The sequence below is a fragment of the Curtobacterium flaccumfaciens genome, assembly GCF_051548005.1.
Taxonomy (GTDB): Bacteria; Actinomycetota; Actinomycetes; order Actinomycetales; family Microbacteriaceae; genus Curtobacterium.
Genome location: NZ_JBPUGH010000021.1, coordinates 1 through 22,117 on the forward strand (window position 1 = coordinate 1; position 22,117 = coordinate 22,117).

General features: G+C 70.9%; 20 protein-coding genes and 2 pseudogenes. 9 read left to right on the forward strand and 13 right to left on the reverse strand.

The window, feature by feature from the left end:
• Window positions 1-48 precede the first annotated feature (48 nt).
• The 7 genes from ACSW7Y_RS04720 to ACSW7Y_RS04750 all read right to left on the reverse strand — a co-directional run bounded on the left by ACSW7Y_RS04720 (window position 49) and on the right by ACSW7Y_RS04750 (window position 8,641).
• Window positions 49-2,106 carry a hypothetical protein gene (locus ACSW7Y_RS04720; protein ID WP_438125182.1) on the reverse strand — a complete coding sequence of 686 codons (2,058 nt, stop codon included), beginning with the start codon at window positions 2,104-2,106 and terminating at the stop codon, window positions 49-51.
• 33 nt (window positions 2,107-2,139) lie between these two features.
• A complete protein-coding gene (locus tag ACSW7Y_RS04725; protein ID WP_438125183.1) occupies window positions 2,140-3,213 on the reverse strand; it encodes a glycoside hydrolase family 130 protein in 1,074 nt (357 codons plus the stop codon).
• Window positions 3,210-4,307, reverse strand: coding sequence for a hypothetical protein (locus ACSW7Y_RS04730; protein ID WP_438125184.1), 1,098 nt, complete (start codon window positions 4,305-4,307; stop codon window positions 3,210-3,212). Before ACSW7Y_RS04730 ends, ACSW7Y_RS04725 begins: the two co-directional genes overlap by 4 nt.
• Complete coding sequence (locus ACSW7Y_RS04735; RefSeq protein WP_438125185.1) at window positions 4,307-5,251, reverse strand: carbohydrate ABC transporter permease; 945 nt, start codon at window positions 5,249-5,251, stop codon at window positions 4,307-4,309. The genes ACSW7Y_RS04730 and ACSW7Y_RS04735 overlap by 1 nt, the downstream gene beginning before the upstream one ends.
• A complete protein-coding gene (locus tag ACSW7Y_RS04740) occupies window positions 5,248-6,204 on the reverse strand; it encodes a carbohydrate ABC transporter permease (RefSeq protein WP_438125186.1) in 957 nt (318 codons plus the stop codon). The genes ACSW7Y_RS04735 and ACSW7Y_RS04740 overlap by 4 nt, the downstream gene beginning before the upstream one ends.
• A gap of 15 nt (window positions 6,205-6,219) precedes the next feature.
• The gene (locus ACSW7Y_RS04745; RefSeq protein ID WP_438125187.1) at window positions 6,220-7,518 is read right to left on the reverse strand and encodes an ABC transporter substrate-binding protein; all 1,299 of its coding nucleotides are present in this window, start codon (window positions 7,516-7,518) and stop codon (window positions 6,220-6,222) included.
• A 94-nt stretch (window positions 7,519-7,612) separates the two neighbouring features.
• Window positions 7,613-8,641: a LacI family DNA-binding transcriptional regulator gene (locus tag ACSW7Y_RS04750; RefSeq protein ID WP_438125188.1), complete on the reverse strand. Its 1,029-nt coding sequence runs from the start codon at window positions 8,639-8,641 to the stop codon at window positions 7,613-7,615.
• Window positions 8,642-8,928: 287 nt separating this feature from the next.
• Between ACSW7Y_RS04750 and ACSW7Y_RS04755 the strand changes: the two genes are divergently transcribed.
• The gene (locus tag ACSW7Y_RS04755) at window positions 8,929-9,756 is read left to right on the forward strand and encodes a pentapeptide repeat-containing protein (RefSeq protein WP_438125189.1); all 828 of its coding nucleotides are present in this window, start codon (window positions 8,929-8,931) and stop codon (window positions 9,754-9,756) included.
• Between the two features lie 85 nt (window positions 9,757-9,841).
• Window positions 9,842-10,381 carry a DUF6611 family protein gene (locus ACSW7Y_RS04760; protein WP_438125190.1) on the forward strand — a complete coding sequence of 180 codons (540 nt, stop codon included), beginning with the start codon at window positions 9,842-9,844 and terminating at the stop codon, window positions 10,379-10,381.
• Window positions 10,382-10,450: 69 nt separating this feature from the next.
• Here the strand turns inward: ACSW7Y_RS04760 and ACSW7Y_RS04765 are convergent, their stop codons facing one another.
• Window positions 10,451-11,239, reverse strand: coding sequence for an SDR family NAD(P)-dependent oxidoreductase (locus ACSW7Y_RS04765; RefSeq protein ID WP_438125191.1), 789 nt, complete (start codon window positions 11,237-11,239; stop codon window positions 10,451-10,453).
• 273 nt (window positions 11,240-11,512) lie between these two features.
• Here ACSW7Y_RS04765 and ACSW7Y_RS04770 point away from each other — a divergent pair, with 273 nt between their 5' ends.
• Both ACSW7Y_RS04770 and ACSW7Y_RS04775 read left to right on the forward strand, forming a co-directional pair.
• Window positions 11,513-12,478, forward strand: a complete 966-nt coding sequence (locus ACSW7Y_RS04770) for a family 16 glycosylhydrolase (RefSeq protein WP_438125192.1) — start codon at window positions 11,513-11,515, stop codon at window positions 12,476-12,478.
• Between the two features lie 136 nt (window positions 12,479-12,614).
• On the forward strand, window positions 12,615-13,862 hold the full coding sequence (locus ACSW7Y_RS04775) for a phosphatidylserine decarboxylase family protein (RefSeq protein ID WP_438125193.1): 1,248 nt from the start codon (window positions 12,615-12,617) through the stop codon (window positions 13,860-13,862).
• Between the two features lie 137 nt (window positions 13,863-13,999).
• On the opposite strand, the pseudogene ACSW7Y_RS04780 reads toward ACSW7Y_RS04775, so the two are convergent.
• Window positions 14,000-14,113 (reverse strand): annotated as a pseudogene (locus tag ACSW7Y_RS04780) (DivIVA domain-containing protein); the annotation flags it as partial.
• 45 nt (window positions 14,114-14,158) lie between these two features.
• Window positions 14,159-14,254: pseudogene (locus tag ACSW7Y_RS04785) on the reverse strand (DivIVA domain-containing protein); the annotation flags it as partial.
• 43 nt (window positions 14,255-14,297) lie between these two features.
• Here ACSW7Y_RS04785 and ACSW7Y_RS04790 point away from each other — a divergent pair.
• Window positions 14,298-14,834, forward strand: a complete 537-nt coding sequence (locus ACSW7Y_RS04790; protein WP_438125194.1) for an AAA family ATPase — start codon at window positions 14,298-14,300, stop codon at window positions 14,832-14,834.
• 146 nt (window positions 14,835-14,980) lie between these two features.
• On the opposite strand, the gene ACSW7Y_RS04795 is transcribed toward ACSW7Y_RS04790, so the two are convergent.
• Window positions 14,981-15,280, reverse strand: a complete 300-nt coding sequence (locus tag ACSW7Y_RS04795; RefSeq protein WP_438125195.1) for a hypothetical protein — start codon at window positions 15,278-15,280, stop codon at window positions 14,981-14,983.
• A gap of 216 nt (window positions 15,281-15,496) precedes the next feature.
• Between ACSW7Y_RS04795 and ACSW7Y_RS04800 the strand changes: the two genes are divergently transcribed.
• Complete coding sequence (locus tag ACSW7Y_RS04800) at window positions 15,497-16,600, forward strand: fatty acid desaturase family protein (RefSeq protein WP_438125196.1); 1,104 nt, start codon at window positions 15,497-15,499, stop codon at window positions 16,598-16,600.
• 145 nt (window positions 16,601-16,745) lie between these two features.
• On the opposite strand, the gene ACSW7Y_RS04805 is transcribed toward ACSW7Y_RS04800, so the two are convergent.
• Both ACSW7Y_RS04805 and ACSW7Y_RS04810 read right to left on the reverse strand, forming a co-directional pair.
• Complete coding sequence (locus ACSW7Y_RS04805) at window positions 16,746-17,213, reverse strand: hypothetical protein (protein WP_438125197.1); 468 nt, start codon at window positions 17,211-17,213, stop codon at window positions 16,746-16,748.
• A gap of 232 nt (window positions 17,214-17,445) precedes the next feature.
• The gene (locus ACSW7Y_RS04810) at window positions 17,446-18,435 is read right to left on the reverse strand and encodes a LacI family DNA-binding transcriptional regulator (RefSeq protein ID WP_438125209.1); all 990 of its coding nucleotides are present in this window, start codon (window positions 18,433-18,435) and stop codon (window positions 17,446-17,448) included.
• 227 nt (window positions 18,436-18,662) lie between these two features.
• Here ACSW7Y_RS04810 and ACSW7Y_RS04815 point away from each other — a divergent pair, with 227 nt between their 5' ends.
• The 3 genes from ACSW7Y_RS04815 to ACSW7Y_RS04825 all read left to right on the forward strand — a co-directional run bounded on the left by ACSW7Y_RS04815 (window position 18,663) and on the right by ACSW7Y_RS04825 (window position 22,080).
• Window positions 18,663-19,601 carry a carbohydrate ABC transporter permease gene (locus ACSW7Y_RS04815; RefSeq protein ID WP_438125198.1) on the forward strand — a complete coding sequence of 313 codons (939 nt, stop codon included), beginning with the start codon at window positions 18,663-18,665 and terminating at the stop codon, window positions 19,599-19,601.
• On the forward strand, window positions 19,598-20,590 hold the full coding sequence (locus ACSW7Y_RS04820) for a carbohydrate ABC transporter permease (RefSeq protein WP_438125199.1): 993 nt from the start codon (window positions 19,598-19,600) through the stop codon (window positions 20,588-20,590). Before ACSW7Y_RS04815 ends, ACSW7Y_RS04820 begins: the two co-directional genes overlap by 4 nt.
• A gap of 152 nt (window positions 20,591-20,742) precedes the next feature.
• Window positions 20,743-22,080, forward strand: coding sequence for an ABC transporter substrate-binding protein (locus ACSW7Y_RS04825; RefSeq protein ID WP_438125200.1), 1,338 nt, complete (start codon window positions 20,743-20,745; stop codon window positions 22,078-22,080).
• The last annotated feature ends 37 nt before the right edge of the window (window positions 22,081-22,117 follow it).

Consider the following 22,117-nt stretch of genomic DNA (forward strand, 5'->3'; position numbering starts at 1 on the left):
CCCCCCCGGTCGGGGGGCACGCGCGCACGGCGAGTGCGGCACGGTGCGTCAGCGCGGAGCGGCCACCGTGAAGCCTGCCGGGGCGAGCGGCACCCGCTGCGCACCCGACCCGACGTGCAGCGTCCGGACGAGCCGACCGGACCGGTCGTACACCGACACGGTCGAGCGACCCGCGAACGTGGCCGTGGTCGACCGTGCCGAGGTCGTCCCGTTCACGAACAGGTCCGACGGCGACGCGGCACCCGACCCCAGCCCGAGGTGCGACACCACCGGCCGGAGCAGCACCGCGTCGAGGTCCGCCGACCCACCGCGGACGGTCGCCGTGATCGTCGTGGTGCTCGCCGGAGCGGTGCGTGCGAGCGTCAACGGGTGCAGGAACGACGAGGTCGGCGCCGTGCCCTGCGCCCCCACGCCGCCGTTCGGTGTCGAGCCGAGCGACCGGGACCGACCGTCTGCTCCGCGCACCGTCCAGTCCGTGCGTCCGGCCGGACCGGAGGCCTGTGACACCACCGGGTAGAGCAGGGTGTCCTGCCGCAGGGCCGGGATCGTGATGGTCACGGTCGAGCCCGCCGGGGCGTGCACGTACGCCGAACCCGACCAGTTCGCCGAGCCGGTCCACGCCCCGTCCGGGCGGACGATCGCGGCGCCGTCACGCAGCGCTCCGCCCTCGGCCTCCACGGTCGTGATGCCGTCGACGTCGGTCCGGTCCGTGACGGTCTCGGCCTCGGCACGCACCGCGGGGTGCGCGTCGAGCGCGAGCATCGAGAGCGCCGTGTGGATGGCGGACTCGGCGCCGCAGCCCCGGTTCACGGTGCCGTCGGCAGCGATCCCGTCGACGCACGCGCCGGTCGTCCGGTCGTACACCGGGACGCCGGCCGGGTTCGCGCCGAAGTACCAGCCCGCAGCGATCGCGGCGAGGCGGTCCTGCCCCGCCCCGCCGACCGCGAGGAACGACTGCACGAGCGAGTCCGCGCCGTACGCGATCTGGGTCCGGTCGAACGGCGTCGGCGTCCACCCGTTGTCCGGACCGCCGGAGGCGAGCACCTCGGCGGCGAACTGTGCGGTCTCGCGCTGCGCGTCGCGCTGCCAGTCCGAGCGGTGCAGGACGCCAGCCGCCGTCGCGAGCGCTGCGGGTGCCATCCCGCCCCAGGCGTTCCAGGTCGACTGCGACGTCGCCGAGGGCAGGACCGCGCCGAACGGCCAGGTGGTCGTGTCGCCCCGTTGCATCGCGGCGATGCCCGTCGTCTCCCGCTGGAGGACGGTGCGCGCCTGCCGGTCACCCGGGACGGCCCGGACGTACGCGCTCAGCCCGAGGACGGCCTCGGCGGAGGCGCTCGTCGAGTCGGCGATCAACCACGACGGGACGCGCGATCCGTTCACAGTGTCGTAACGGCCGTACGACGCGAGCGACTGCCGTTCCAGTGCGCCGAGCGACAGCCGGAGACGGTCCTGCAGGAAGCGGGCGAAGCCGGGGTCGGCGTGCCGGAACGCCGGGTACGCCTCGCCGAGCGCCCAGACGGTGCGGCCGACCCAGAACGAGTCCGCGGAGTCGGACGGGTTCGGCGAGTCCGGCGGCGTCGGCGTGGTGTTCAGGGTGCCGTCGGTCTGCTGCCAGAGCACGACGTTGCCGGCGTCCGGCCCGCTGTCGGTCTGCAGGTAGGTGAGCGAGCGCAGGAGCTCCCGTGCGTGCTCCCGGCTCGACGGCGTGCCGTTCTGCTGCCAGTCGCGGACGTAGACGACGGCTGCGCGGCTGATGTCGTCCGCGTCGAACGCGCCCTGTCCCCAGTGTCCGGTCACGGGGTCGAGGGTGCCGCCGCCGACGCGGCGGTAGGTGCCGTCGGCGTTCCGGTCCGCGTACACCCAGGGCGCGGTCGCGGTGGGGTCCTGGGCCTGCTGGTACGTGCTGTGGCCCGGGACGTCCGGCAGCGGGACGTCGTCGAGCAGGAAGTCCAGGTGGTCGAGGTTCGTGACCGGCCGGGAGGCACTGCTCCCGCCCGTCGCGCCGGTCGCGGTCGCGGGGGTGGTCGCCTGGGCCGGGGCGGCGACGAGGGTCGCCGCGGCGGTGGCGGCCGCGACGAGCGCGGCCAGGAGGGTGCGATGCACCATTGCATCTCCTCGTTCGAGGGGGAGTGGGGGTGATCAGCGCCGCACGAGTCGTGCGACGCCGATCTTGGAGTCCGCCATGCCGTAGAAGACGTGGTGGACGCCGTCGATCTCCTCGACGGCGGTGGGGAACACGACGTTCGGGACGATCCCCGAGCGCTCGTCGTCGGTGTCCGCGGTCATGAGCGGCTCGGCCGTCCGGACGAGCACCTCCCACGGGCGTTCGGCGTCGAGGATCATGCCCCCGGCGGCGTAGTTCACGTGCTGCTGCTGCGCGAGCGATCCGACGAGTTCGCCGGTGACGCCGTGGTGCAGGAGCAGCCAGCCCTCTGGAACCCGGACCGGGGCGGGGCCGGCGCCGATCTTCAGTTCCTCCCAGGCCTCCGTCGGACCGGCGAGGACCCGGTGCCCGCGCCACTCGGCGAGGGCCCCGACGTCCTCGCGCACCCGGTCGAGCGGCACGAACGAGATCCAGATCGACGGTCGGGTGTCCTCGACCCAGCCCGGCGGGTGCAGTCCCTCGGACGGCCGGACCTCGGAGAGGTCCCACCCGGGGCGGTGCAGCACGGCCAGACTCTCCGTGCCGTCCGGGGCGGTGACGGGCTCCGGCAGGAACACGCAGTCCTTGTTGAAGTACATCGCCAGGTCGACGTCGAGCGCGTCGTCGTACCCGAACCGCACCGGTCCGAGCCGCTGCCACGTCCGGAGGTCGCTCGACACGGCGACCGCGGTGTGCGGGCCGAGCGGTCCGTACGCCACGTAGGTCATCACGTGCAGGTCGAGCGCCGGCACCCAGGTGGTCCGGGGGTCCTCGACGCCGGCGTTCACGGCGCCGATCTCCCACGACCGCTCGGGCTCGAGCACGACACCTTGTCGTTCGACACCGTTCGGGACGCCGTCCTCGACGATGACCCGGGCGATGCCGATGCGCGAGACGTTGCCGTCGGCCACCAGCCGGGGGAGGAGGTACAGCTCGCCGTCGGGGCCGCGCCCGCTGCCCGGGTTGAGGACGCCCTCGGCCTCGAGCGGTTCGTCCCGGAGCGGCTCCATGACGAGCCCGACCCGTTCGAGCCCGTAGGGGAACTCCTCCGCGGGGACGACCCGGGTCATGCCGACACCTGCTGGTACAGGTACAGCTCACGGCTGCCGCGTGGGGCGTCCCACCCCTGCGCGAACACCCGCGGCCCGTGCGGCGTCGGCCATCGCAGCAGCCCGCCCCAGGCGAGCGAACCGCCCGCGTGCACGTCGAGCTGGGTGAACGGGGCGTCGAGCGCGTACAGCGCCTGCCCCGCGGCGAACGCCCCGTCGTGGTCGGCGAGGAAGAAGTCGAGCACGAGACGGTCACCGTCGACCACGGCGCACGCGACCTCGTGGACGTGCTGCCCGAGGGCGCCGACGTCGAGGTAGTCCTCGTGCGTGAAGGTCCAGTGCAGCATGTCGTCCGAGTGCCCGACGGTCAGCTGCCCGCCGCAGCCCTCGGAGACGTACATGAGGTACTCCCCGCCGATCCGGACCGCGTTGCCGAGGTCGTCGCGCGGGATCACCGCCCCCTTCGCCCAGAGGTGCGAGACCTCGTACGGCACGACGATGCCGGTCTTCTCCCAGCGCACGAGGTCGTCGGAGACCGCCAGGGCGATGTCGCACCCGACTCCGCCCGCGTCCGGGTACGTCTCGCGGAGGTCGGTGCCGCGGGTGTCCCAGATCGCGTTGTAGAAGCACCACCAGCGCCCCTCGGCGCGGTAGAGCTTCGGGTCCTCGACGCCGAGCCCCTCGTTCGCTTCCGTGGGCCAGAGGATCGGTGTGCCGTCGTCGACCCAGCCGTCCGCGGTCAGGACGGCGTGCCCGATCCGGGACGACGTCGACTCCTTCACCGGGGACGCCCGGTAGACGAGGTGGAGGGCGTGTCGTGCCTCCAGGCCGGTTCCGGAGTCCACCGCGACCACGGTGCCGCGCGCGTCGGGCGCGACCGCGAGGGTCGGGTTGAAGACCGACGATGCCGTCCAGCCGATGCCGGTCGGGTCGGTCCACTCCGGCGCGGTGAACGTGAGGGACGGCTCGCGACGGAACGGCCCGATCATCCACGTCGGCGGGTCGTCGTAGTGCGCCGAGAAGTCGTCGGTCGAGATGCGGTCGGTGAGTGCGTTCGTGTGCCGGAGCGCCCGCTGGTACTCCTCGGCGAGCAGGTCGGTGGTGAGTGCCGGCATCAGCCCTTCACCCCCGACCCGATGTCGGTCGCGATGAACCACCGCTGGAACACGATGAACAGCACGACGACCGGGGCCGCGAGCACGACCGCGCCGGCGAGGATCGCGCCGTACGGGTTCGCGGTCGAGGACGCGACGTTCGAGATGTAGTTCGCCAGGGACACGGCGAGCGGTTGCATGGAGGCTTCCTTCGTGATGAGGAACGGCCAGAGGAACTCGTTCCACGGCCCGATGAACGTGACCAGCACGACGGTGACGAGCGCCGGTCGGATGAGGGGGAGTGCGACGCTCCAGAGCACTCGGAGCTCACCGGCGCCGTCGATGCGCGCGGCGTCGAAGATCTCCTGCGGCACCTGCAGGAAGTACTGCCGGAAGATCACCACCGCTGCGGAGTTGATCGCGAACGGCAGGATCATGCCGAGGTAGTTGTCGCTCAGGCCGTAGTCGCGGGCGATGAGGACGTACAGCGGGATCATGAGCAGCTGGAACGGCACGACCTGCACGAGCAGCGCGAGTGCGAACGTCACGCCGCGGCCCTTCCACTGCAGCACCGACAGCGCGTACCCGGCGAGGACGCCGAACACGACGGTGCAGAGCACGACCCCGGCCGTGAAGATGCCGGAGTTCACGAGGCCCTGCAGCAGGTCCACCCGGGAGTCGATCTGCGCGTAGTTGTGCAGGTCGATGTTCGCCGGGTTCGGGAACGCCCCGGCGACGCTCGTGTCCGGCTCGCGCTGGAGCGAGCCGATCACCATGTACCAGAACGGGAACAGGAACAGGAGCGCGCCGGCGAGCAGCACGACGAAGCGCAGCGCGGCCTGGCCGCGGGTCAGCTGCACCCCGTCCATGCGGCGGGGTCGCCGCCGCCTCGGGGTGTCCTGCCGGGAGGCACGGGTCGTCTCCGTCAGCTCGGCTGCAGCCTGGGGGATGGTCGCCTCGGTCATGATTCCCTCCCTCCGGCGAATCTGTTCTGCAGGAACGCGATGATCAGGACGCCGATCATCAGGACGATGCCGATGGCCGCCGCGTAGCCGGGGTGGCCCTGCTGGATGCCCTGCTGGTAGATGAGCAGGACGGGGCTCGTCGATGCACCGTTCGGGCCGCCACCACCGGTGAGCAGGTACGGCTCCGTGAACAGGTTGGCGCCGGTGACCGTGCTGAGCAGCAGCACGAGCACGGTGGCGGGACGGACGCCCGGGACGGTCACCGAGAAGAACTGCCGGATCTTGCCCGCACCGTCGGTGGACGCCGACTCGTAGAGCTCCTTCGGTACGTTCTGGAGCGCCGCGAGGTACAGCAGGATGTAGAACCCGAGCTGCTTCCACGTCACGAAGACCGCGATCATCGGCATCGCGAGGGCCGAGTTGCTGAGCCACGACGGGCTCGGCGCGAGCGGGCCGAGGACGCTGTTCACGACCCCGCCCTGGCTGAAGAGGAACAGCCAGACGCCGACGACCGCGACGCTCGCGGTGACGTAGGGCACGTAGTAGCTGACGCGGAAGAACGTCCCCCACCGCACTGCGCCGTTGAGCGCCGAGGCGAGCACCAGGGCGAGCACGACCGTGAGCGGCACGTTGATGACGAGGAAGACGCCGACGTTCCGGAACGACTGGAGCACCTGCGGGTCCTGGAAGACCTGCACGTAGTTCTGCAGTCCGACCCACGGACGCTCCACGTTCACGCCGGGAGCGGCGAAGAAGTAGTCCTTGAAGGACATGTACACCGCGAAGCACACCGGGTAGGCGAAGATCGCGATGACGAACACCAGGTAGGGGGCGCTGAACAGCCACCCCAGGGGGTTCTTGCCGAGCAGTCGGACGAGCAGCGGCTTCCGGCCGCCGCCCGTCGGGCTGCCCGGCGTGACCCCGCGCGCACGTGACGCGGTCTGCGTGGTCAAGCCGGGCCTCCCGTCCTACTGCTGCTGCATCTGCTGGGTGAACTTCGACGCCGCGGCCTTCAGCTGCGAGTCGAGGTTGCCCTGCCCGGAGATGACGGCCTTCGTGTAGAAGTCACGGAAGCCCTGGAGCGCGGCGATCGTGTTCGCGCCGGCCGGGTCGTCGACCGTGCGGGCCGCCTGCGAGCCGAACTCCTTGTACGAGGGGTTCTGCGAGAAGTATTCGGCGTACGTGGTCGCGAGGTCCTTCCGGATCGGCATCTGGCCCGTCGTCTCGAGGAGCTTCTGGTCCTGGTCCTTGCTCGTGGCGTACTTCAGGAAGTCCCACGCGGTGCCCTGGTTCTTGCAGGACGAGTACATGCCGATGTTCTTGGCGTCCGGGAAGGTCCAGGTCTGGTCGGCGGAGATGCCGTCCTTCGTCGGGACGGGCACGCTGCCCCAGTCGACCTTGCCCTTGTAGGACGCGATCGCCCACGGTCCGACGATCGCCATCGCGGCCTTGCCGGTGGCGAAGGCGTCGCCCTGCAGCTGCTCGGTGCCCGCGTAGCCCTTCTGGTAGACGGTCTTCCAGAACTCGGCGACGTCGCGGCCGGCCTGGGTGTCGAAGGTCGCCTTGCCGTCCTTCGTCGCCATGCCCTTGCCGCCGGTCGCGGCGGCGTAGAGCGGCAGGTAGTCGAAGTTCGGCTGGAAGAACTCGCTCGTCGGCGTCGGGTAGATCGCGTAGGGCGCGGCGCCCGAGGCCTTGATCTTCGCGGCGGCGGCGAGGAACTCGTCGTAGGTGCTGAGCTTCGGGTCCTCGGTGTCGAGCCCGGCCTTCTTGAAGATCGCCTTGTTGTAGAAGATCATCACCGGGTTCGACTTCCACGGCATCTGGTAGAAGTCGCCGTCGGAGGACTTGTACTGGTCCGCGGTGTCACCGGAGCGGGCCTCGATGTAGGCGTCCGCGCCGCTGAACTTCGACAGGTCGACGAGGCCGCCCTGCTTCTGGAACTGGCCGGTCGCTGCCGGCAGGTTGTTGAACACGAGGCAGGGCGTCGTGCCCGCGGTGATGGCCGCGCCGATGACCTCTTCGGTGCTCTTGCCGGCCGGGACCTCCTGGCCCTTGACCTGCTGGTCCGGGTGGTCCTTGTTCCACGAGGCCACGGCGGCCTTGCCCCACTGGACCTCTTGCTCGTTGTTCGAGTACCAGATGGTGATGGGGCCCTTGGCCTTCATCGCGTCGCTGTTGGACGCGGTGCCCCCGCCGGAACATCCGGTCAGGGCGAGTGCGGTGGCCGCGGCGATCGCGGTCCCGATGGCGAGCATGCGCCGTTGCATGGTGACTCCTTCGTCGGTGGTCGGGTGTGCTGTGCTGTGCCGGGCGGGTCCGGAGCTGCAGGGCTCCGCGTGTCCGTCCTGGTGGGGGCCGGCGTCAGTACCGGGGTGCGGGCGCACCCGTCGACCCGCGCACGATGAGCCGTGCCGGGGTGAGGGTGCGGTCGACGGGGTCGTTGCCGTCGACGAGGTCGAGCAGGGTGGACGCGACGACGCGCCCCCACTCGACCGGGTCGTTGTCCAGCGTGGTCAGCGCCGGGTAGACGTACTGCCCGATCTGGGAGCCGTCGAGTCCGGTGACGGACAGGTCGTCCGGGATCCGGAGGCCGGCACCCTGCGCGACCGCCATGCCCGCGACCGCCATCGGGTCGTTGCCGAAGACGATCGCGGTGGGGCGGTCGTCGTCGCCGAGCGCCAGGAGGGTCCTCGTCGCCTCCGCGCCCTGCTCGGGGGAGAAGTCCGTCGAGACCACCCGACCGTCGATCCCGAGCTCAGCGGCGACGCGCTCGAACTGCTCGCGCCGAGCACGCCCGTGGAGCATGTCCTCGTTGCCGGCGACGTGCGCGATCCGCTCGTGCCCGAGGTCGGCGAGGTACCGGACGAGCTCGTCGATGCCGTGCTCGTACTCCCGTCGGACGGCGGGCAGGGTCGTCGGGACGTCGGGCTCGCCGAGCGTGACACCACGGATGCCGAGCTCGGCGAGCAGTGCGATCCGGCGGTCGTTCCGGAGGAGGTCGGTGAGGATGAACCCGTCCACCCGGCCGTCGGTCGCGAGCGACCGGTACGCGCGTTCCTCAGCATCCTGATCGGGCACGACGCTGAGCACGAGGACCTGCCCACGGTCGGCGAGGACCGTCTCGAGACCGGCGATGAACGCCGCGAAGAACGGGTCGGTCTCGATGATGCGCGGGTCGCGCTTCACGACGAGCCCGAGCGCGTACGCACGGCGGCTGGTCAGGCTGCGGGCGGCGGGGTTCGGTCGCCAGCCGATCTCGGCGGCGGCGGCCTGGATGCGTTCCTTCGTCGCCTGGTTCACGCCCGGACGGTCGTTGAGCGCCAGGGAAACAAGGCCCTTCGAGACACCGGCCTGCCGAGCGACGTCGACGATGGTGGGGCGTCGTTCCATCGTGGGCCTCCTCGCGGCGCTGCGTCGTCCCGGATCGTTTGAACCGGTTTCATTGAACCGGTTTAGGTATACCCGCAGTCCGCCAGGTCTGCAACCCCGACCGGCGGACCGCGGTATCGTCAGCACCAGTGATCCGTCTCTCAGCTCTGTGACCCAGAGCCCACACCGTGGTTCCGACCGCTCCCGTGACGAGGAGCGCTGTCGTCGCATGCTCGGCCCACGGGACCGTGTCGTCCGGTCCCCGCCGCCGCACCCACCGAACCTCTGTCCCGGAAAGACCGATCGCCATGTCGTCACAGCCATCCTCCGCGTCCCCTGACCGCTCCCGACTCCACGCCGACTGCTCCTCCTGCGCGGCCCTCTGCTGCACCGCGCTCGGGTTCCGGCGCTCCGCGGACTTCCCCGTCGACAAGCCAGCGGGGACACCGTGCGGCAACCTCGACGCCGACTTCACCTGCACCGTGCACGACGCACTCCGGCCGCGTGGGTACGTCGGGTGCACGGTCTTCGAGTGCTTCGGCGCCGGGCAGGCCGTCACCCAGGACCTCTACCGCGGCGTGACCTGGCGCGACGATCCCTCGATCGCCGCTGAGCAGTTCCGGGTGTTCGGCATCAGCCGGAGGCTGCACGAGCTGCTCTGGTACCTCGCCGAGGCGTCCGAGCGCACGTTCGACCCGGATGCCCGAGCTGCCGCGAACGCGCTCCGGGCGGACATCGTTGCTGCGCTCACGAGTGTCGCCTCCGTGCTCGCGCTCGACGTCGAGGCGGTCCACGGCGCGGTGCGCGACCTCCTCGTCGACGTCAGCGCCGAGGTGCGCGGGGGATACCCCTCGCGGGAGCCGCTGGCAACCGATCTGGCCGGGGCGACCCTCCGGGGCCGTGACCTGTCCGGCGCCGACCTCCGCTCGGTGGTCGCGATCGGCGCGGACCTCCGCGAGGCCGATCTGACCGATGCGGACCTGCTCGGAGCCGACCTCCGTGGGGCACGGTGCGGAGGAGCCGATCTGTCGCGTCCGCTCTTCGTGACTCAGGTGCAGCTCAACGCGATGCGTGGCGATGGTCGGACCCGTCTCCCGGACGCACTCGAGCGGCCCGCGCACTGGGCCGGCCGGTGAGCGGCGCGTCAGGATCCGGGACCGTGCAGTGAGCAGTCCGTCAGGAGTGCTGCCTGCTCGACGTGTGCGGGTGCACGGTGGCGAGGTGCACTCGCCCACGAAGCCACCCCTCCCGCTCGCCGCGCTCCGCGATCGCCACCTGCACGTGTGGGGCCGCGAGACCGTCCACCCCGCCGGACGCACCCTGTGGAGCTCCCGCACGCTCGTGGTGTTCCCGCCCGGCACGAGTCCCCGTGAGCGCTTCCTGCTCCGTGCCCTGCACGGTTGGGGCGTGGTCGGCGCGCTGCCCGCGCTCGGCGTCATGGCCGCGCTGAACGGCTCGGCGCCGTGGGGGATCCTCTCGTCCGTCGTGCTCTACGGCTCCGGGTTCCTCGTCCTGCGGCGCGCGACCCGTCGGACACGGCCCTCGGTCCGGACGCTCACGGTGACCACCTTCCACGGCGGCGGGAGTCCCCGCGGACACGGGGACGCCCGGCTGCTCGCGGGGTCACTCGACGCGCTGCTCGTGTACGAACGGGCGGCGCTCGCCGGGCGGATCAGTGCGGTGGACTTCGAGCTGCTCTGGGCGGACGTCTGGAACACCCTGCCGGAGACGCCGCGACGGGGTGGCACGTGGACCCGCTGACCGAACCGAGACCGGGCACGGACGAGACCGCCGAGGACGGGGTCGTCCTCGGCTACGACTGACCGCTCCTCAGCCGGCCGTCACCAGGGCCGACATCCTCGCCATCAGTCCTCGAGGCACGAACCGGTGCGCGTTCGCCGTGACCCGGTTGCCGGCACCGGACACCACGGTGGGGCCGCCCGCGCGGGCGAACGCGCGGAGCCCGACGGCGGCGACCTCGTCGGGCGTCTGGCGTCCGCGGGCCATCACCCCGCTGCCGGCTCCGGCCGCGTCGAAGAAGCCGGTCGAGGTCGGTCCCGGGCAGAGTGCGAGGACGCGGACCCCGCGTCCGCGGGTCTCCTGCCACAGGGCCTCGGTGAACGACAGGACGAACGCCTTCGTCGCGCCGTAGACCGCCATCCCCGGGGTCGGCTGGAACGACGCCGTCGACGCCACCGTCATCACACCGCCGACCCCGCGGGCGAGCATCCCGGGCAGGAACGCGTGGGTCAGGGCCGTCACCGCCGCGCAGTTCAGGGCGATCTGCGTGGCGGTCCGCTCGGGCGACTCGTCGACGAACGGACCGTGGGCGCCGACCCCCGCGTTCGCCACGAGGACGTCGACCCGTGTCCCCTCGAGCGCCTGCACCACCTGCGCCACGCCGTCGGTCGTGGCGAGGTCGGCGACCACCACCGATGCGGTCGTCCCGCGCGCTCGCACCTCGGACGCCACGGCCTCGAGGGCGTCCTGCGACCGGGCCACCAGCACGAGGTCGGCGCCGCCGTCGGCCAGCTGCAGGGCGAGCGATCGGCCGATGCCGCCACTCGCTCCGGTGACGACGGCACGGCGGCCGCGGAAGGGGTTCCGGTGAGGAGTCATGGGGTCAGTGGTACTCGCCGGATCGCGCACTGGGTGATGAGGGGTCATCAACACCCCCCGAACAGGGCACACATGAGGCACAATGTTCGAGGACGCATCACCGAGCGCAGCACCACAGCACCCCACAGCACTGCCCGGCACCACCGCTCGCCGCGTCCGTCCCGCGTCCTGCGCCCCCGATCCCGAACCCTCCGAGGAGCTCGACATCTCTGTCTCGACCACGCGCTTCCGCGCGCGCAGAACACCCCTGTCCGCCGACGGACGGAGTGCCCGGTGAAGCGCCGGAACGTCGTCATCGCGACGACCGCCGCCGCCGCGCTCATCATCGGCGTCCCGACCGCTGCCTCCGCGAGCCCCTGGTGGGGCTGGCACCACCACTGGCACCCGACCCCCACCCCGACCGCGTCGCCGTCGGTCGACCCGACCCCCGGTGACGACGCGACGTCCGACCCGTCCGACGACACCACGCCGTCGGACGACGCGACCCCGACCCCGGAGGCGACCCCCACGGGCGCGCCGATCGAGGAGTCGACCCCGACCGACACCCCCACCGCGACACCGAGCGACGAGCCGACCGAACAGGCATCGGCCGACGCCCAGGCGGACGACCCGAGCGGCGCGACGCCCCCGCAGGCTTCGTTCGTCGAGGACTTCGACCTCTCGGCGTCGCTCGGCAACGTCGCGAACCTGTACCAGCAGGCGTGGCAGCCGTACCCGGACGGCACCTCCGGGATCTACGCCCCGAGCCAGACCGTCACCGTGCACGACGGCGTCCTCGACGCCCGTCTCGGCGGCGCGGGCACGGCCGGCACGTTCGGCACGAAGACCGGCGCGTACGACCACGTCGGCGGGTCCTTCTCGGTCCGCGCGAAGGCGACCGGTGGCGACGGCAACGGCGCGGCGTTCATGCTGTGGCCGACCTCGAACAAGTGGTCCGACGGGGAGATCGACTTCCCCGAGGGCAACTTCGAGTCGGAGCCGATGGCGTTCCACCACTCGATGACGCCGGGGCAGGAGGCCGAGCGCGTCCAGATCCCCACGGGGGTCTCGTGGCGTGACTGGCACACCTACACGGTCGACTGGGACCCGGGGAAGTCGGTCACCTACAAGGTCGACGGCAAGGTCATCGGGACGGTCACCCACGACGTCCCGACCACCCCGCACCGGTTCATGTTCCAGACCGGCAACTGGGGCGCCAGCGGCAACCTGCTCATCGACTGGGTGTCGACGAGCGAGTGAGGCGGGCACTCCTGACGGGCTGACGACCTGACGAACGGGAGGCACGGTGCGGACGCCGCACCGTGCCTCCCGTCGCTCGTCCGGGTCGCGCAGCTGTCGAGAACCACAGGCGCACCCCGTCAGTCCGGTCGGGCTCATGAGCCATCACGCGGAGACCGACCACAAGCGACGCGGTGGGTGGCTGCCCGGCCAGGACGACCTCGAGGCGTGGATCGAAGGGCACCGGGACCGTGCCCGAGCGCACCGCGACCGTCCACTCCACCCCTCGGTCGCCGCGTTCCGGCAGCTGTACGACACCGACCCGGTCATCCGCATGGGCATGACGCGCATGCTCGAGCAGGTCCCGCGCGGCAAGCAGTACCGCAAGCGCCACGTCGAGGACATCGACGAGTACTTCTCGCTCGTCAACGAGGTCCTCACGACGGCGCCGGCCTTCAGCGACGGCGGCATGGTCACGACACCGTTCGCCGCGATCCTCGACTGGACGATGGCCACCCCGGCGGGCTTCGCCGTCTACCGGGACCCTCGGGTGAACGCGGCGCTCAAGGACGTCCTCGACGCCTGGGCGGAGTTCCTCGACGGGCCCGACTCGCTCGCGGTCATCTCGGACGGTCCGGACGGATGGAAGTCGGAGCGCGCGCAGCAGATCGTCGGCATGGACCAGTTCGAACACGACCCCGACGACGAGCACTGGGGCTTCACCTCGTGGAACGACTTCTTCATCCGTCGGTTCCGCGAGGGGCAGCGTCCCGTCGCCGCACCCGAGGACGACGCTGTCGTCGTGAGCTCGACCGAGTCGACGCCCTACGCCGTCGCCACGAACGTCCAGCGTCGTGACGAGTTCTGGATCAAGCGGCAGCCGTACTCACTCGAGGACCTCCTGGCGAACGACGAGTCGGTGGACCGGTTCGTCGGGGGCTCGGTCTACCAGGCCTTCCTCAGCGCCACGAACTACCACCGGTGGCACAGCCCGGTGGCGGGGACGATCGTGCGCGCCTTCGTGCAGCCCGGCACGTACTTCTCCGAGGCGGACGCCGAAGGGGAGGACGCCACCGAGCCGAAGGACTCGCAGGGCTACCTCGCCCACGTCGCGGCCCGCGCGATCATCGTCATCGAGGCCGACAACGCGGCGCTCGGGTACGTCGCGGTCGTCCCCGTCGGGATGATCGAGGTCTCGTCGTGCGTGATCGCCGAGGGCATCGCCCCCGGAGCCCACGTCGACAAGGGGCAGGAGCTCGGGTACTTCCAGTTCGGCGGGTCGACGGAGTGCCTCGTGTTCGAACCCGGTGCGATCGAGTCCTTCGCCCTCCAGGCGCTCCCGGATCCGGAGCACCCGTCGCTGGTCCACCTGCACACCCAGATCGCGACCGCTCGCCGCACCTGAGCGCTCGTCGCGGTCGGGGTGGTCGCCGACATCGCGTTCATGCTCCTCGCCGCGTTCGTCTTCGTGGGCTGACCCGCAGGCGCGCCCGTCCTGCCGGGGCCGACCCTTCAGCCGCGCCCGCCCCACCGAGCCTCGTGGCGACGCAGCTCGACGACGACCTCGTCGAGGAAGTCGTCGACCTGGTCCTGCGAGTAGCCGACACGGAAGCGTGTCGGGAGGAAGCGGGACGCCACCACGTCCTCCGCGGTCAGCGGGTCGGCGGGCCGCCCGCGCTCGTACTCCGCCAGCGTGGCCTGCACCCGCGCGAGGAAGTCGTCGACCTGCTGCTGGTCGTACCCCTCACGCCACTTCGTCGGCGCGAACCGCTTGGCCGCGACGTCCCCTGCGAGCATCGTTCCCCCTCGATCGTCGATGGTGGCACGCTACAGTCCCCGCATGATCGTCTGGGTGAACGGAACGCACGGTGTGGGGAAGACGACGACGAGCCGTCTCGTGCAGGAACGGCTGCCGGACGCGCGGGTGCTCGACGCCGAGAAGGTGGGGGAGACCCTGATGGACGTCTCGCCGAGCCTGCCGTGGACCGGCAACTTCCAGGACTGGGACCCGTGGCGACCGCTCGTCGTGGAGACCGCGCGGCGGGTGCTCGACTACGCCGGCGGCACGCTCGTGATGCCGATGACCGTCCTCGTCGAGGCGTACTGGCGTGAGATCAGCGGGGGCCTCGCGGCGCACGGCATCCCGCTCCGACACTTCGTGCTCCACACCGACCCCGGCACGCTCCGGGAGCGGATCCTGCACGACGAGGTCGTGGGGCCGTCGACGTTCCGGCTCGACCACGTGGACCGGTACGCGGAGGCGGCACGGACCTGGCTGCACGCGCAGGCCGAGGTCGTCGACACCACCACGATCGGTCCTGAGGACGCGGCCGACCGCATCGCGGCGGCCGTGACGGCCGACGTTCCCGCGCAGTGAGCCGGTGCCGGTCGCGCTGGGGGACGAACCGGGTGCGCTGGACGCGCTGACCACCGGACGGGAGGCGCGGTGCGGGGCCGACCCGCGCCTCCCGTCCGGTGGTGGTCGCGACCACCGCGTCAGGCGCGCCGCGCGGTGGTCCCGCGTCAGGCGGGCGGCAGGTGGGGCGGTGCGGAGCGCACCGCCTGCGACCGCCACGTGATCTCCGTGACGAACGCATCGGTGTCGGGCCCGAGCGGGTCGTCCGGTGCGTCCTCGACGAGGACCCCGAGGGCCGGCGCGAGCAGGAACGACGTCGTGGTCTCGGTGCCGAACGGGTCGACCGTCGGGACGGCGATGACGTCGGTGAGCCCGGCGTGGGCGAGCGCAGCGGCGTAGTCGAGCACGGCGTCGGCCGCCTCGTCCGTGGTGAGGACGGCGGTGAGACCGTAGACGATGTGCTTCATGATCCGTGCTGCGGTGGCGGGGTGAGCACGCGCGGACGAGTGTTCCGGACAGAGGGAGGCGGCGCCCATCCGGAGTCGGTACAGCTGGACCGACTCCTTCCGGACAATACGCGCAGCTCCCTGCGGACGCACGGGGAGAGGCCCTACGGTTGCCGGAACCGCGCACGCGGGAACCCATTGTTCGGCCGAAGGGCTGTCCCTGACGGAAGCAGCCCCATGGCCACTTCGTCCACCCTGTACCGCCCGACCTCGCCGCGCCCGGCGGGGGCACGCTCCGGGACCTCCACCTACAAGGACCTCCTGCAGCAGGTGAAGGAGGCCGGGTTGCTGCAGCGCCGCACCGGCTTCTACTGGACGGTGTTCTCCGTACTCGTCGCCATCGCTGCGGTCGCCTTCGTCGTGACCGCGCTCGTCGGCCACAGCTGGTTCGCCCTCATCCCCGCCGGGGTCCTCGGCGTCGTCTTCACCCAGTTCGCGTTCCTGTCCCACGAGGCCGCCCACCGGCAGATCTTCGCGTCGAACCGGTGGAACGACCACGCCGGACGCTTCGTCGGCGTCTTCCTGGTCGGCATGTCCTACTCGTGGTGGATGAACAAGCACACCCGGCACCACGGCAACCCGAACACCATCGGGAAGGACCCGGACATCGCGCAGGACACGGTGTCGTTCATCGAGGAGGACGCCGCGAAGCGCACCGGACTCCTCCGCCTGCTCACGCGGGTGCAGGGTTGGGCGTTCTTCCCGCTCCTCACGATGGAGGGGCTGAACCTGCACTGGCTGTCGATCCGCGCGGTCGTCACGGGCGAGCACGTCAAGGGGACCTCGCGGGGTCGGGCCGTCGAGGGCATCCTGCTGCTCGTCCGCTTCGGGCTGTACTTCTGGGCCGTGTTCGCGTTCCTGCCGATCGGTATCGGCTTCGCGTTCATCGGTGTCCAGGTCGCGGTGTTCGGCGTGATGATGGGCGCCTCGTTCGCGCCGAACCACAAGGGGATGCCGGTCATCGCCGAGAACGCGCGCATCGACTTCTTCTCACGCCAGGTCCGGACGTCCCGGAACATCGTCGGCGGGCGGTGGGTGGACCACCTGCTCGGCGGCCTCAACCACCAGGCGGAGCACCACCTCTTCCCGAGCATGGCGCGGCCGAACCTGCGGCGGGCGAAGCCGCTCGTGCAGGCGCACTGCCGTTCGCTCGGGATCCCGTACACGGAGACGACGTTGCTGCGCTCGTACGGCATCGTCGTGGCGTACCTGAACCGGGTCGGACTCGCGGCGCGGGACCCGTTCGCCTGCCCGATGGTGACGTCGCTGCGGCTGCACTGAGCTGAGCGGGCGGCCGGCGCGGTCGGCGCGGCCGGGCGTGGCCGGGCTCGTCGCTGCGAACCACGAATGCGACATCGAACCGAGCTCCGCGACCGGTTCGACGTCGCCCTCGCGGTTCCACCGGACGGCTGACCCGGGTCTCGCGTCAGCCCTGGCCTTCGTCGACGAGTCGCCAGCCGTCCGGGGTCCGGGCCCAGCACCAGCTCCAGTCGATGGTGCCGGCGTCGCGGCCGTTCATCCAACGCTGCGTGATCACCGACGGCACACACTCCTCGGCCCGGGGAGCGTGCGCGGCCGACACCGAAGAGGCCTTCCCGACGTCGCGGTAGGTGAGGAGCTCGGCGGTCCCGTCGGACCACGCGGTCGGCGCCTTCGGACACCAGTCGCTCGGCCCGCTCGCTTCGAGGTGGTCGAGCAGCGCGCAGTCGTGCGCTCGCGCTGCCCGGAGGTAGGCGAGCGTGTACTCCCGCGGGGAGGCGTCCCGTGCCGGGGCCTCGGCGGCGGCGCGTGCGTGCGCGGCCGCGTCGATGGTGGCCGAACGGACCGTCAGCACCGTGGCGCTGAGGGCGACCACCGTGACCGCGGCGAGCAGGACCTTCGAGCGTGTGCGCACCGGATGATGGTGGCAGATGCCGGTGAGCGGTCGCTGCCCCCAGAACCGGTCGTGCCCGGGGTCGGCTCTGTCGCACGGTGCGAGGTGCAGCCGCCCGGTGCGAGGTCGTCGTCGTGGTGCGAGGTATCTCGGCTCACACCGTACGCGGAACCTCGCACCGAGCGATGCCGCAGCCGGCCGCCGGCCTGTCCGCAGTCGGCCGCCGGCCTGCCCGCAGCCGGCCGCGCACGCGTCAGACGGCGGGCGGCGGGGCCGTGCTCGACCGGACGACGAGCCGCACCGGCACGAGGTCCGTCCCCGCGGGCACCGCATCGCCGTCGATCTGTGCGAGCAGGTTCGCGACCGCGCGACGACCGACCTCGTCGAAGGACTGGTGGACGCTCGTCAGCGGCGGCCAGAAGGAGTCGGCCTCGGGGGAGTCGTCGAACCCCACCACGCTGAGGGTCTCCGGCACGGACCGGCCGACCTCGTGTGCGGCACGGAGGACACCGAGCGCGGTCTGGTCGTTGGCGGCGAACACCGCGGTGATGTCCGGACGCGCGGCGATCACCTGGCCCGCGCGGTAGCCGGACTCGGTGTTCCAGCCGCCGTGGAACACCGGCGGCACCGTGCGACCGGCGCGCTCGAGCGTGTCCTGCCAAGCCGCGAGCCGACGTGCGGCGGAGTACGACGAGGTCGGCCCGGCGACGTGCCAGACCGTGTCGTGCCCGAGGTCGAGCAGGTGCTGCGTCGCGAGCCGCGCGCCGTCGGCCTGGTCGGTGTCGATCGCCGGGTGCTCGGTCGTGCCCGTGCTGTCGACGACCACCATCGGCACGCCGTCGGGCAGGACCACCTCGGCCGTGTCGATGATGTGCGACTCGATGATGATCACCACGCCGTCCACGGCCTGCTCGTGGAGTCGTGAGAACGCGGAGCGCACGCCCTCTTCCGTCCGGGAGGCCATCGGCAACAGCGTGATCGTGAAGTCGGCGGCGCCTGCGGCGTCGGCGATGGCCTCGAGGGTGCGCATGTTGCCGAACGACGCGAGCGTGAACATGATCACGCCGATCGTGCGGAAGCGCCCGGAGCGCAGTGCCCGAGCGGCGCGGTTCGGCCGGTACCCGAGGGTGTCCATCGCCCGCTGGACCCGGTCGCGGGTGTCGGGGGAGACGTTGTCGAACCCCCGGGCGACGCGGGACACGGTCTGCATCGACACGCCGGCGGCCTCGGCGACCGCGGCCATCGACGGGGCACGGCGCACGCCGCTGAGTTCCGTGGTCACGGGGCCTCCCTCGGCGCTCGTCATCGGGTCTCGATCAAGCCCGACTCCCGCGACGCTAGCGCATGTTGACGTTGCCATGCTATCGTCGCGTCGTTCGATGTTGACGTCAACATCGACGCACCCGAACGCAGCACGGTCGGCGCTCCGAACGCCGCTCGACTGCAGCACCAGCACGACAAGGGAGTCACATGACCACGCTCGAAGCGCGTGCGCCAGGAGCCGCAGCAGCTCCGGCGACGCCGCCGCGGCGCCGGACCAAGCAGCGCGGCCGCTGGACCGGCTGGATGTTCGTCGGTCCGTTCGTCGTCGTCCTCGTCGCGATGCTCGTCGTGCCGATCGGCTACGCCCTCTGGCTCAGCCTCTTCCGCGACCAGCTCATCGGCGGCAACCAGTTCGTGTGGTTCGCCAACTACGTGCAGCTCTTCCAGGACGCCAAGTTCTGGCAGGGGTTCGGCCGCGTCGCGCTCTTCCTCGTCGTGCAGGTGCCGATCATGCTCGTGGTCGCGCTCATCGCCGCCCTCGCGCTCGACAGCGCCCGGCTCTGGGCCTCGTCGTTCTTCCGCATCGCGATCTTCCTGCCCTACGCGGTGCCCGGTGTCGTCGCGGCGCTCATCTGGGGCTTCATCTACGGCAACCAGTTCGGTCTGACCGGCTCGATCAACTCGGCGCTCGGCATCGACCTCCTCCAGCCGTTCAGCCCCGACTGGGTGCTCGCGTCGATCGGCAACATCGTCACGTGGGAGTTCGTCGGCTACAACATGCTGATCTTCTACGCCGCCCTCCGCGTCGTCCCCACCGAGCTCTACGAGGCCGCCGAGATCGACGGCGCCGGCCCGCTGCGCACCGTCTGGTCGATCAAGATCCCGGCGCTCCGCGGCTCCATCGTCATCGCCACGATCTTCTCGATCATCGGCAGCTTCCAGCTCTTCAACGAGCCGAACCTCCTGAAGACCCTCGCCCCGAACGTCATCGGCAGCGCCTTCACACCGAACATGTACGCCTACTCGCTGTCCTTCAGCGGCCAGCAGTTCAACTACTCCGCCACCGTCGCGATCGTCATGGGTGTCATCACCGCCGTGATCGCCTACATCGTCCAGGTGCGCGGGACCCGAGCGGAGAACCGATGAGCGCCGTCGAGACCCACACCCCGGCCGCGACCGTGACGGAGGCGGTGACCACCCGCGGACGCGGCGGGGCGGGCCGCACCCGTGCCTCCCGGCCGAACGGGACGAACGGGACGAACGGTCGGACCGGACCGAAGGGCCGCGGCCCCCGAGCCCGCAAGTCGACCCTGCTGCTCGTGGTGATGATCGTCATCACCGTCTACTCGCTGCTGCCGCTCTTCTACCTCGTGGTCAACGCGACGAAGTCGCAGGCCGATCTGCTCAGCACCTTCGGCCTGTGGTTCGGCGGTGGCTTCCAGCTCTTCCAGAACATCGGCGAGACGCTGACGTACGACGGCGGTATCTACCTCCGCTGGCTCGCGAACACCGTCCTCTACGTCGTCGTCGGCGCCGGCGGGGCGACCCTGCTCGCCACGATCGCGGGCTACGGCATGGCGAAGTTCCGCTTCCCGGGTCGTCGCGCGGTCTTCGCGGTGGTGCTCGGCGCGATCGCCATCCCCGGCACCGCGCTCGCCGTGCCGACGTTCCTGCTGTTCTCGTCCGTCGGCCTGACGAACACGCCGTGGGCGATCATCCTGCCCTCGCTCATCAGCCCCTTCGGCATGTACCTCATCTGGACGTACGCGATCGACGCGGTCCCGATGGAGGTCATCGAGGCGGCCCGCATGGACGGCGCGGGGGAGTTCCGGATCTTCTTCACGATCGCACTCCGGCTGCTCGCACCCGGTGTGGTCACCGTCCTGCTGTTCGCGGTGGTGGCGACGTGGAACAACTACTTCCTGCCCCTGATCATGCTGAGCGACCCGAACCTCTACCCGCTCACGGTCGGTCTCAACCAGTGGAGCGCGCAGGCGCAGGGCGTCTCCGCGCACCCGATCTACAACCTCGTCATCACCGGATCGCTCCTCACGATCGTCCCGATCGTCGTCGCGTTCCTCTTCCTCCAGCGCTCCTGGCAGTCCGGCCTCGCGGCCGGTTCCGTCAAGGCGTGATCTGCCGGACGGGAGGGACGGGGCGACCGCGCCCCGCGCCTCCCGTCAGCACGACCAGCCGGACGGGAGGGACGGGGCGACCCCGCCCCGCGCCTCCCGGCCCGGCACGCAGCAGCACCACCCCTCTCCACGAAGAAGTGAAAGGCAATCCCATGCACAAGCGTCTCCGGCGCGGGCTCAGCGCCCTCGCGATCGGCGTCACCGCGGCCATCGCCATGACGGCCTGCGCCTCCGGCGGCTCCGGCTCCGGCGGATCGTCCGACGACATCTCCAAGGCCCTCGAGAAGGGCGGCACGCTCACCTACTGGTCCTGGACCCCCTCGGCCGAGGCCCAGGTCGCCGCGTTCGAGAAGGCCTACCCCAAGGTGAAGGTCAAGCTCGTCAACGCCGGCACCGGCAACGACCAGTACACGAAGCTGCAGAACACGATCAAGGCCGGTTCGGGCGCCCCCGACGTCGCGCAGATCGAGTACTTCGCCCTGCCGCAGTTCGCCCTGAGCGACTCGCTCGTCGACCTCAAGTCGTACGGGTTCGACAAGCTCGCCGACAAGTACGGCGCGGGCACCTGGCAGTCGGTCGACCTCGACGGCAAGGTCTACGGCCTCCCGCAGGACTCCGGCCCCATGGCCATGTTCTACAACGAGAAGACGTTCAAGGAAGCCGGCATCACCACGCCGCCGAAGACGTGGGACGAGTACGTCGCCGACGCCGAGAAGATCCACGAGTCGAACCCGAACGCCTACATCGCCGCCGACTCCGGCGACGCGGGCTTCACCACCTCGATGATCTGGCAGGCCGGCGGCCGTCCGTTCGAGGTCAAGGGCACCGACGTCACGGTGAACCTGCAGGACGAGGGCACCAAGAAGTGGACGTCGACCTGGAACCAGCTCGTCGAGAAGGGCCTGCTCTCGCAGACCCCCGGCTGGACCGACGACTGGTACAAGCAGCTCGGCAACGGTGAGATCGCCACGATGGTCACCGGTGCCTGGATGCCCGGTGTCCTCGAGTCGAGCGTGAAGGACGGCAGCGGCAACTGGCGCGTCGCCCCGATCCCGACCTACGACGGCTCCTCCGACGTCACCGCGAACAACGGTGGCTCCGCCGAGGTCGTCATGAAGCAGTCGAAGAACCCGGCCCTCGCTGCCGGCTTCCTCAAGTGGCTGAACTCCTCGCAGGACTCGATCGACGTCTTCCTCAAGTCGGGCGGGTTCCCCTCGACCAAGGCGCAGCTCACGTCGTCGTCCTTCACCGCCGAGAAGCCGGAGTACTTCGGTGGCGAGGCGATCAACGAGACCCTGTCGAAGGCGTCCTCCAGCGTCGCCGAGGGCTGGCAGTACCTGCCCTTCCAGGTCTACGCGAACAGCGTCTACGCGGACACCGTCGGCCAGGCGTACCAGAACAAGTCCGACCTGAACGCCGGCCTCGAGGCCTGGCAGAAGGCCATCGTGAAGTACGGCAACGAGCAGGGCTTCAAGGTCACCTCGAAGTAACCACCCGCACCCGTTCGATCCGAACCGGGGCCGCGAC

Coding starts and splice junctions, on each gene's coding strand:
- ACSW7Y_RS04720 (WP_438125182.1), bottom strand. CDS start 2,106: ATGGTGCATCGCACCCTCCTGGCCGCGCTCGTCGCGGCCGCCACCGCC.
- ACSW7Y_RS04725 (WP_438125183.1), bottom strand. CDS start 3,213: ATGACCCGGGTCGTCCCCGCGGAGGAGTTCCCCTACGGGCTCGAACGG.
- ACSW7Y_RS04730 (WP_438125184.1), bottom strand. CDS start 4,307: ATGCCGGCACTCACCACCGACCTGCTCGCCGAGGAGTACCAGCGGGCG.
- ACSW7Y_RS04735 (WP_438125185.1), bottom strand. CDS start 5,251: ATGACCGAGGCGACCATCCCCCAGGCTGCAGCCGAGCTGACGGAGACG.
- ACSW7Y_RS04745 (WP_438125187.1), bottom strand. CDS start 7,518: ATGCAACGGCGCATGCTCGCCATCGGGACCGCGATCGCCGCGGCCACC.
- ACSW7Y_RS04750 (WP_438125188.1), bottom strand. CDS start 8,641: ATGGAACGACGCCCCACCATCGTCGACGTCGCTCGGCAGGCCGGTGTC.
- ACSW7Y_RS04755 (WP_438125189.1), top strand. CDS start 8,929: ATGTCGTCACAGCCATCCTCCGCGTCCCCTGACCGCTCCCGACTCCAC.
- ACSW7Y_RS04765 (WP_438125191.1), bottom strand. CDS start 11,239: ATGACTCCTCACCGGAACCCCTTCCGCGGCCGCCGTGCCGTCGTCACC.
- ACSW7Y_RS04775 (WP_438125193.1), top strand. CDS start 12,615: ATGAGCCATCACGCGGAGACCGACCACAAGCGACGCGGTGGGTGGCTG.
- ACSW7Y_RS04790 (WP_438125194.1), top strand. CDS start 14,298: ATGATCGTCTGGGTGAACGGAACGCACGGTGTGGGGAAGACGACGACG.
- ACSW7Y_RS04795 (WP_438125195.1), bottom strand. CDS start 15,280: ATGAAGCACATCGTCTACGGTCTCACCGCCGTCCTCACCACGGACGAG.
- ACSW7Y_RS04800 (WP_438125196.1), top strand. CDS start 15,497: ATGGCCACTTCGTCCACCCTGTACCGCCCGACCTCGCCGCGCCCGGCG.
- ACSW7Y_RS04810 (WP_438125209.1), bottom strand. CDS start 18,435: ATGGCCGCGGTCGCCGAGGCCGCCGGCGTGTCGATGCAGACCGTGTCC.
- ACSW7Y_RS04815 (WP_438125198.1), top strand. CDS start 18,663: ATGACCACGCTCGAAGCGCGTGCGCCAGGAGCCGCAGCAGCTCCGGCG.
- ACSW7Y_RS04820 (WP_438125199.1), top strand. CDS start 19,598: ATGAGCGCCGTCGAGACCCACACCCCGGCCGCGACCGTGACGGAGGCG.
- ACSW7Y_RS04825 (WP_438125200.1), top strand. CDS start 20,743: ATGCACAAGCGTCTCCGGCGCGGGCTCAGCGCCCTCGCGATCGGCGTC.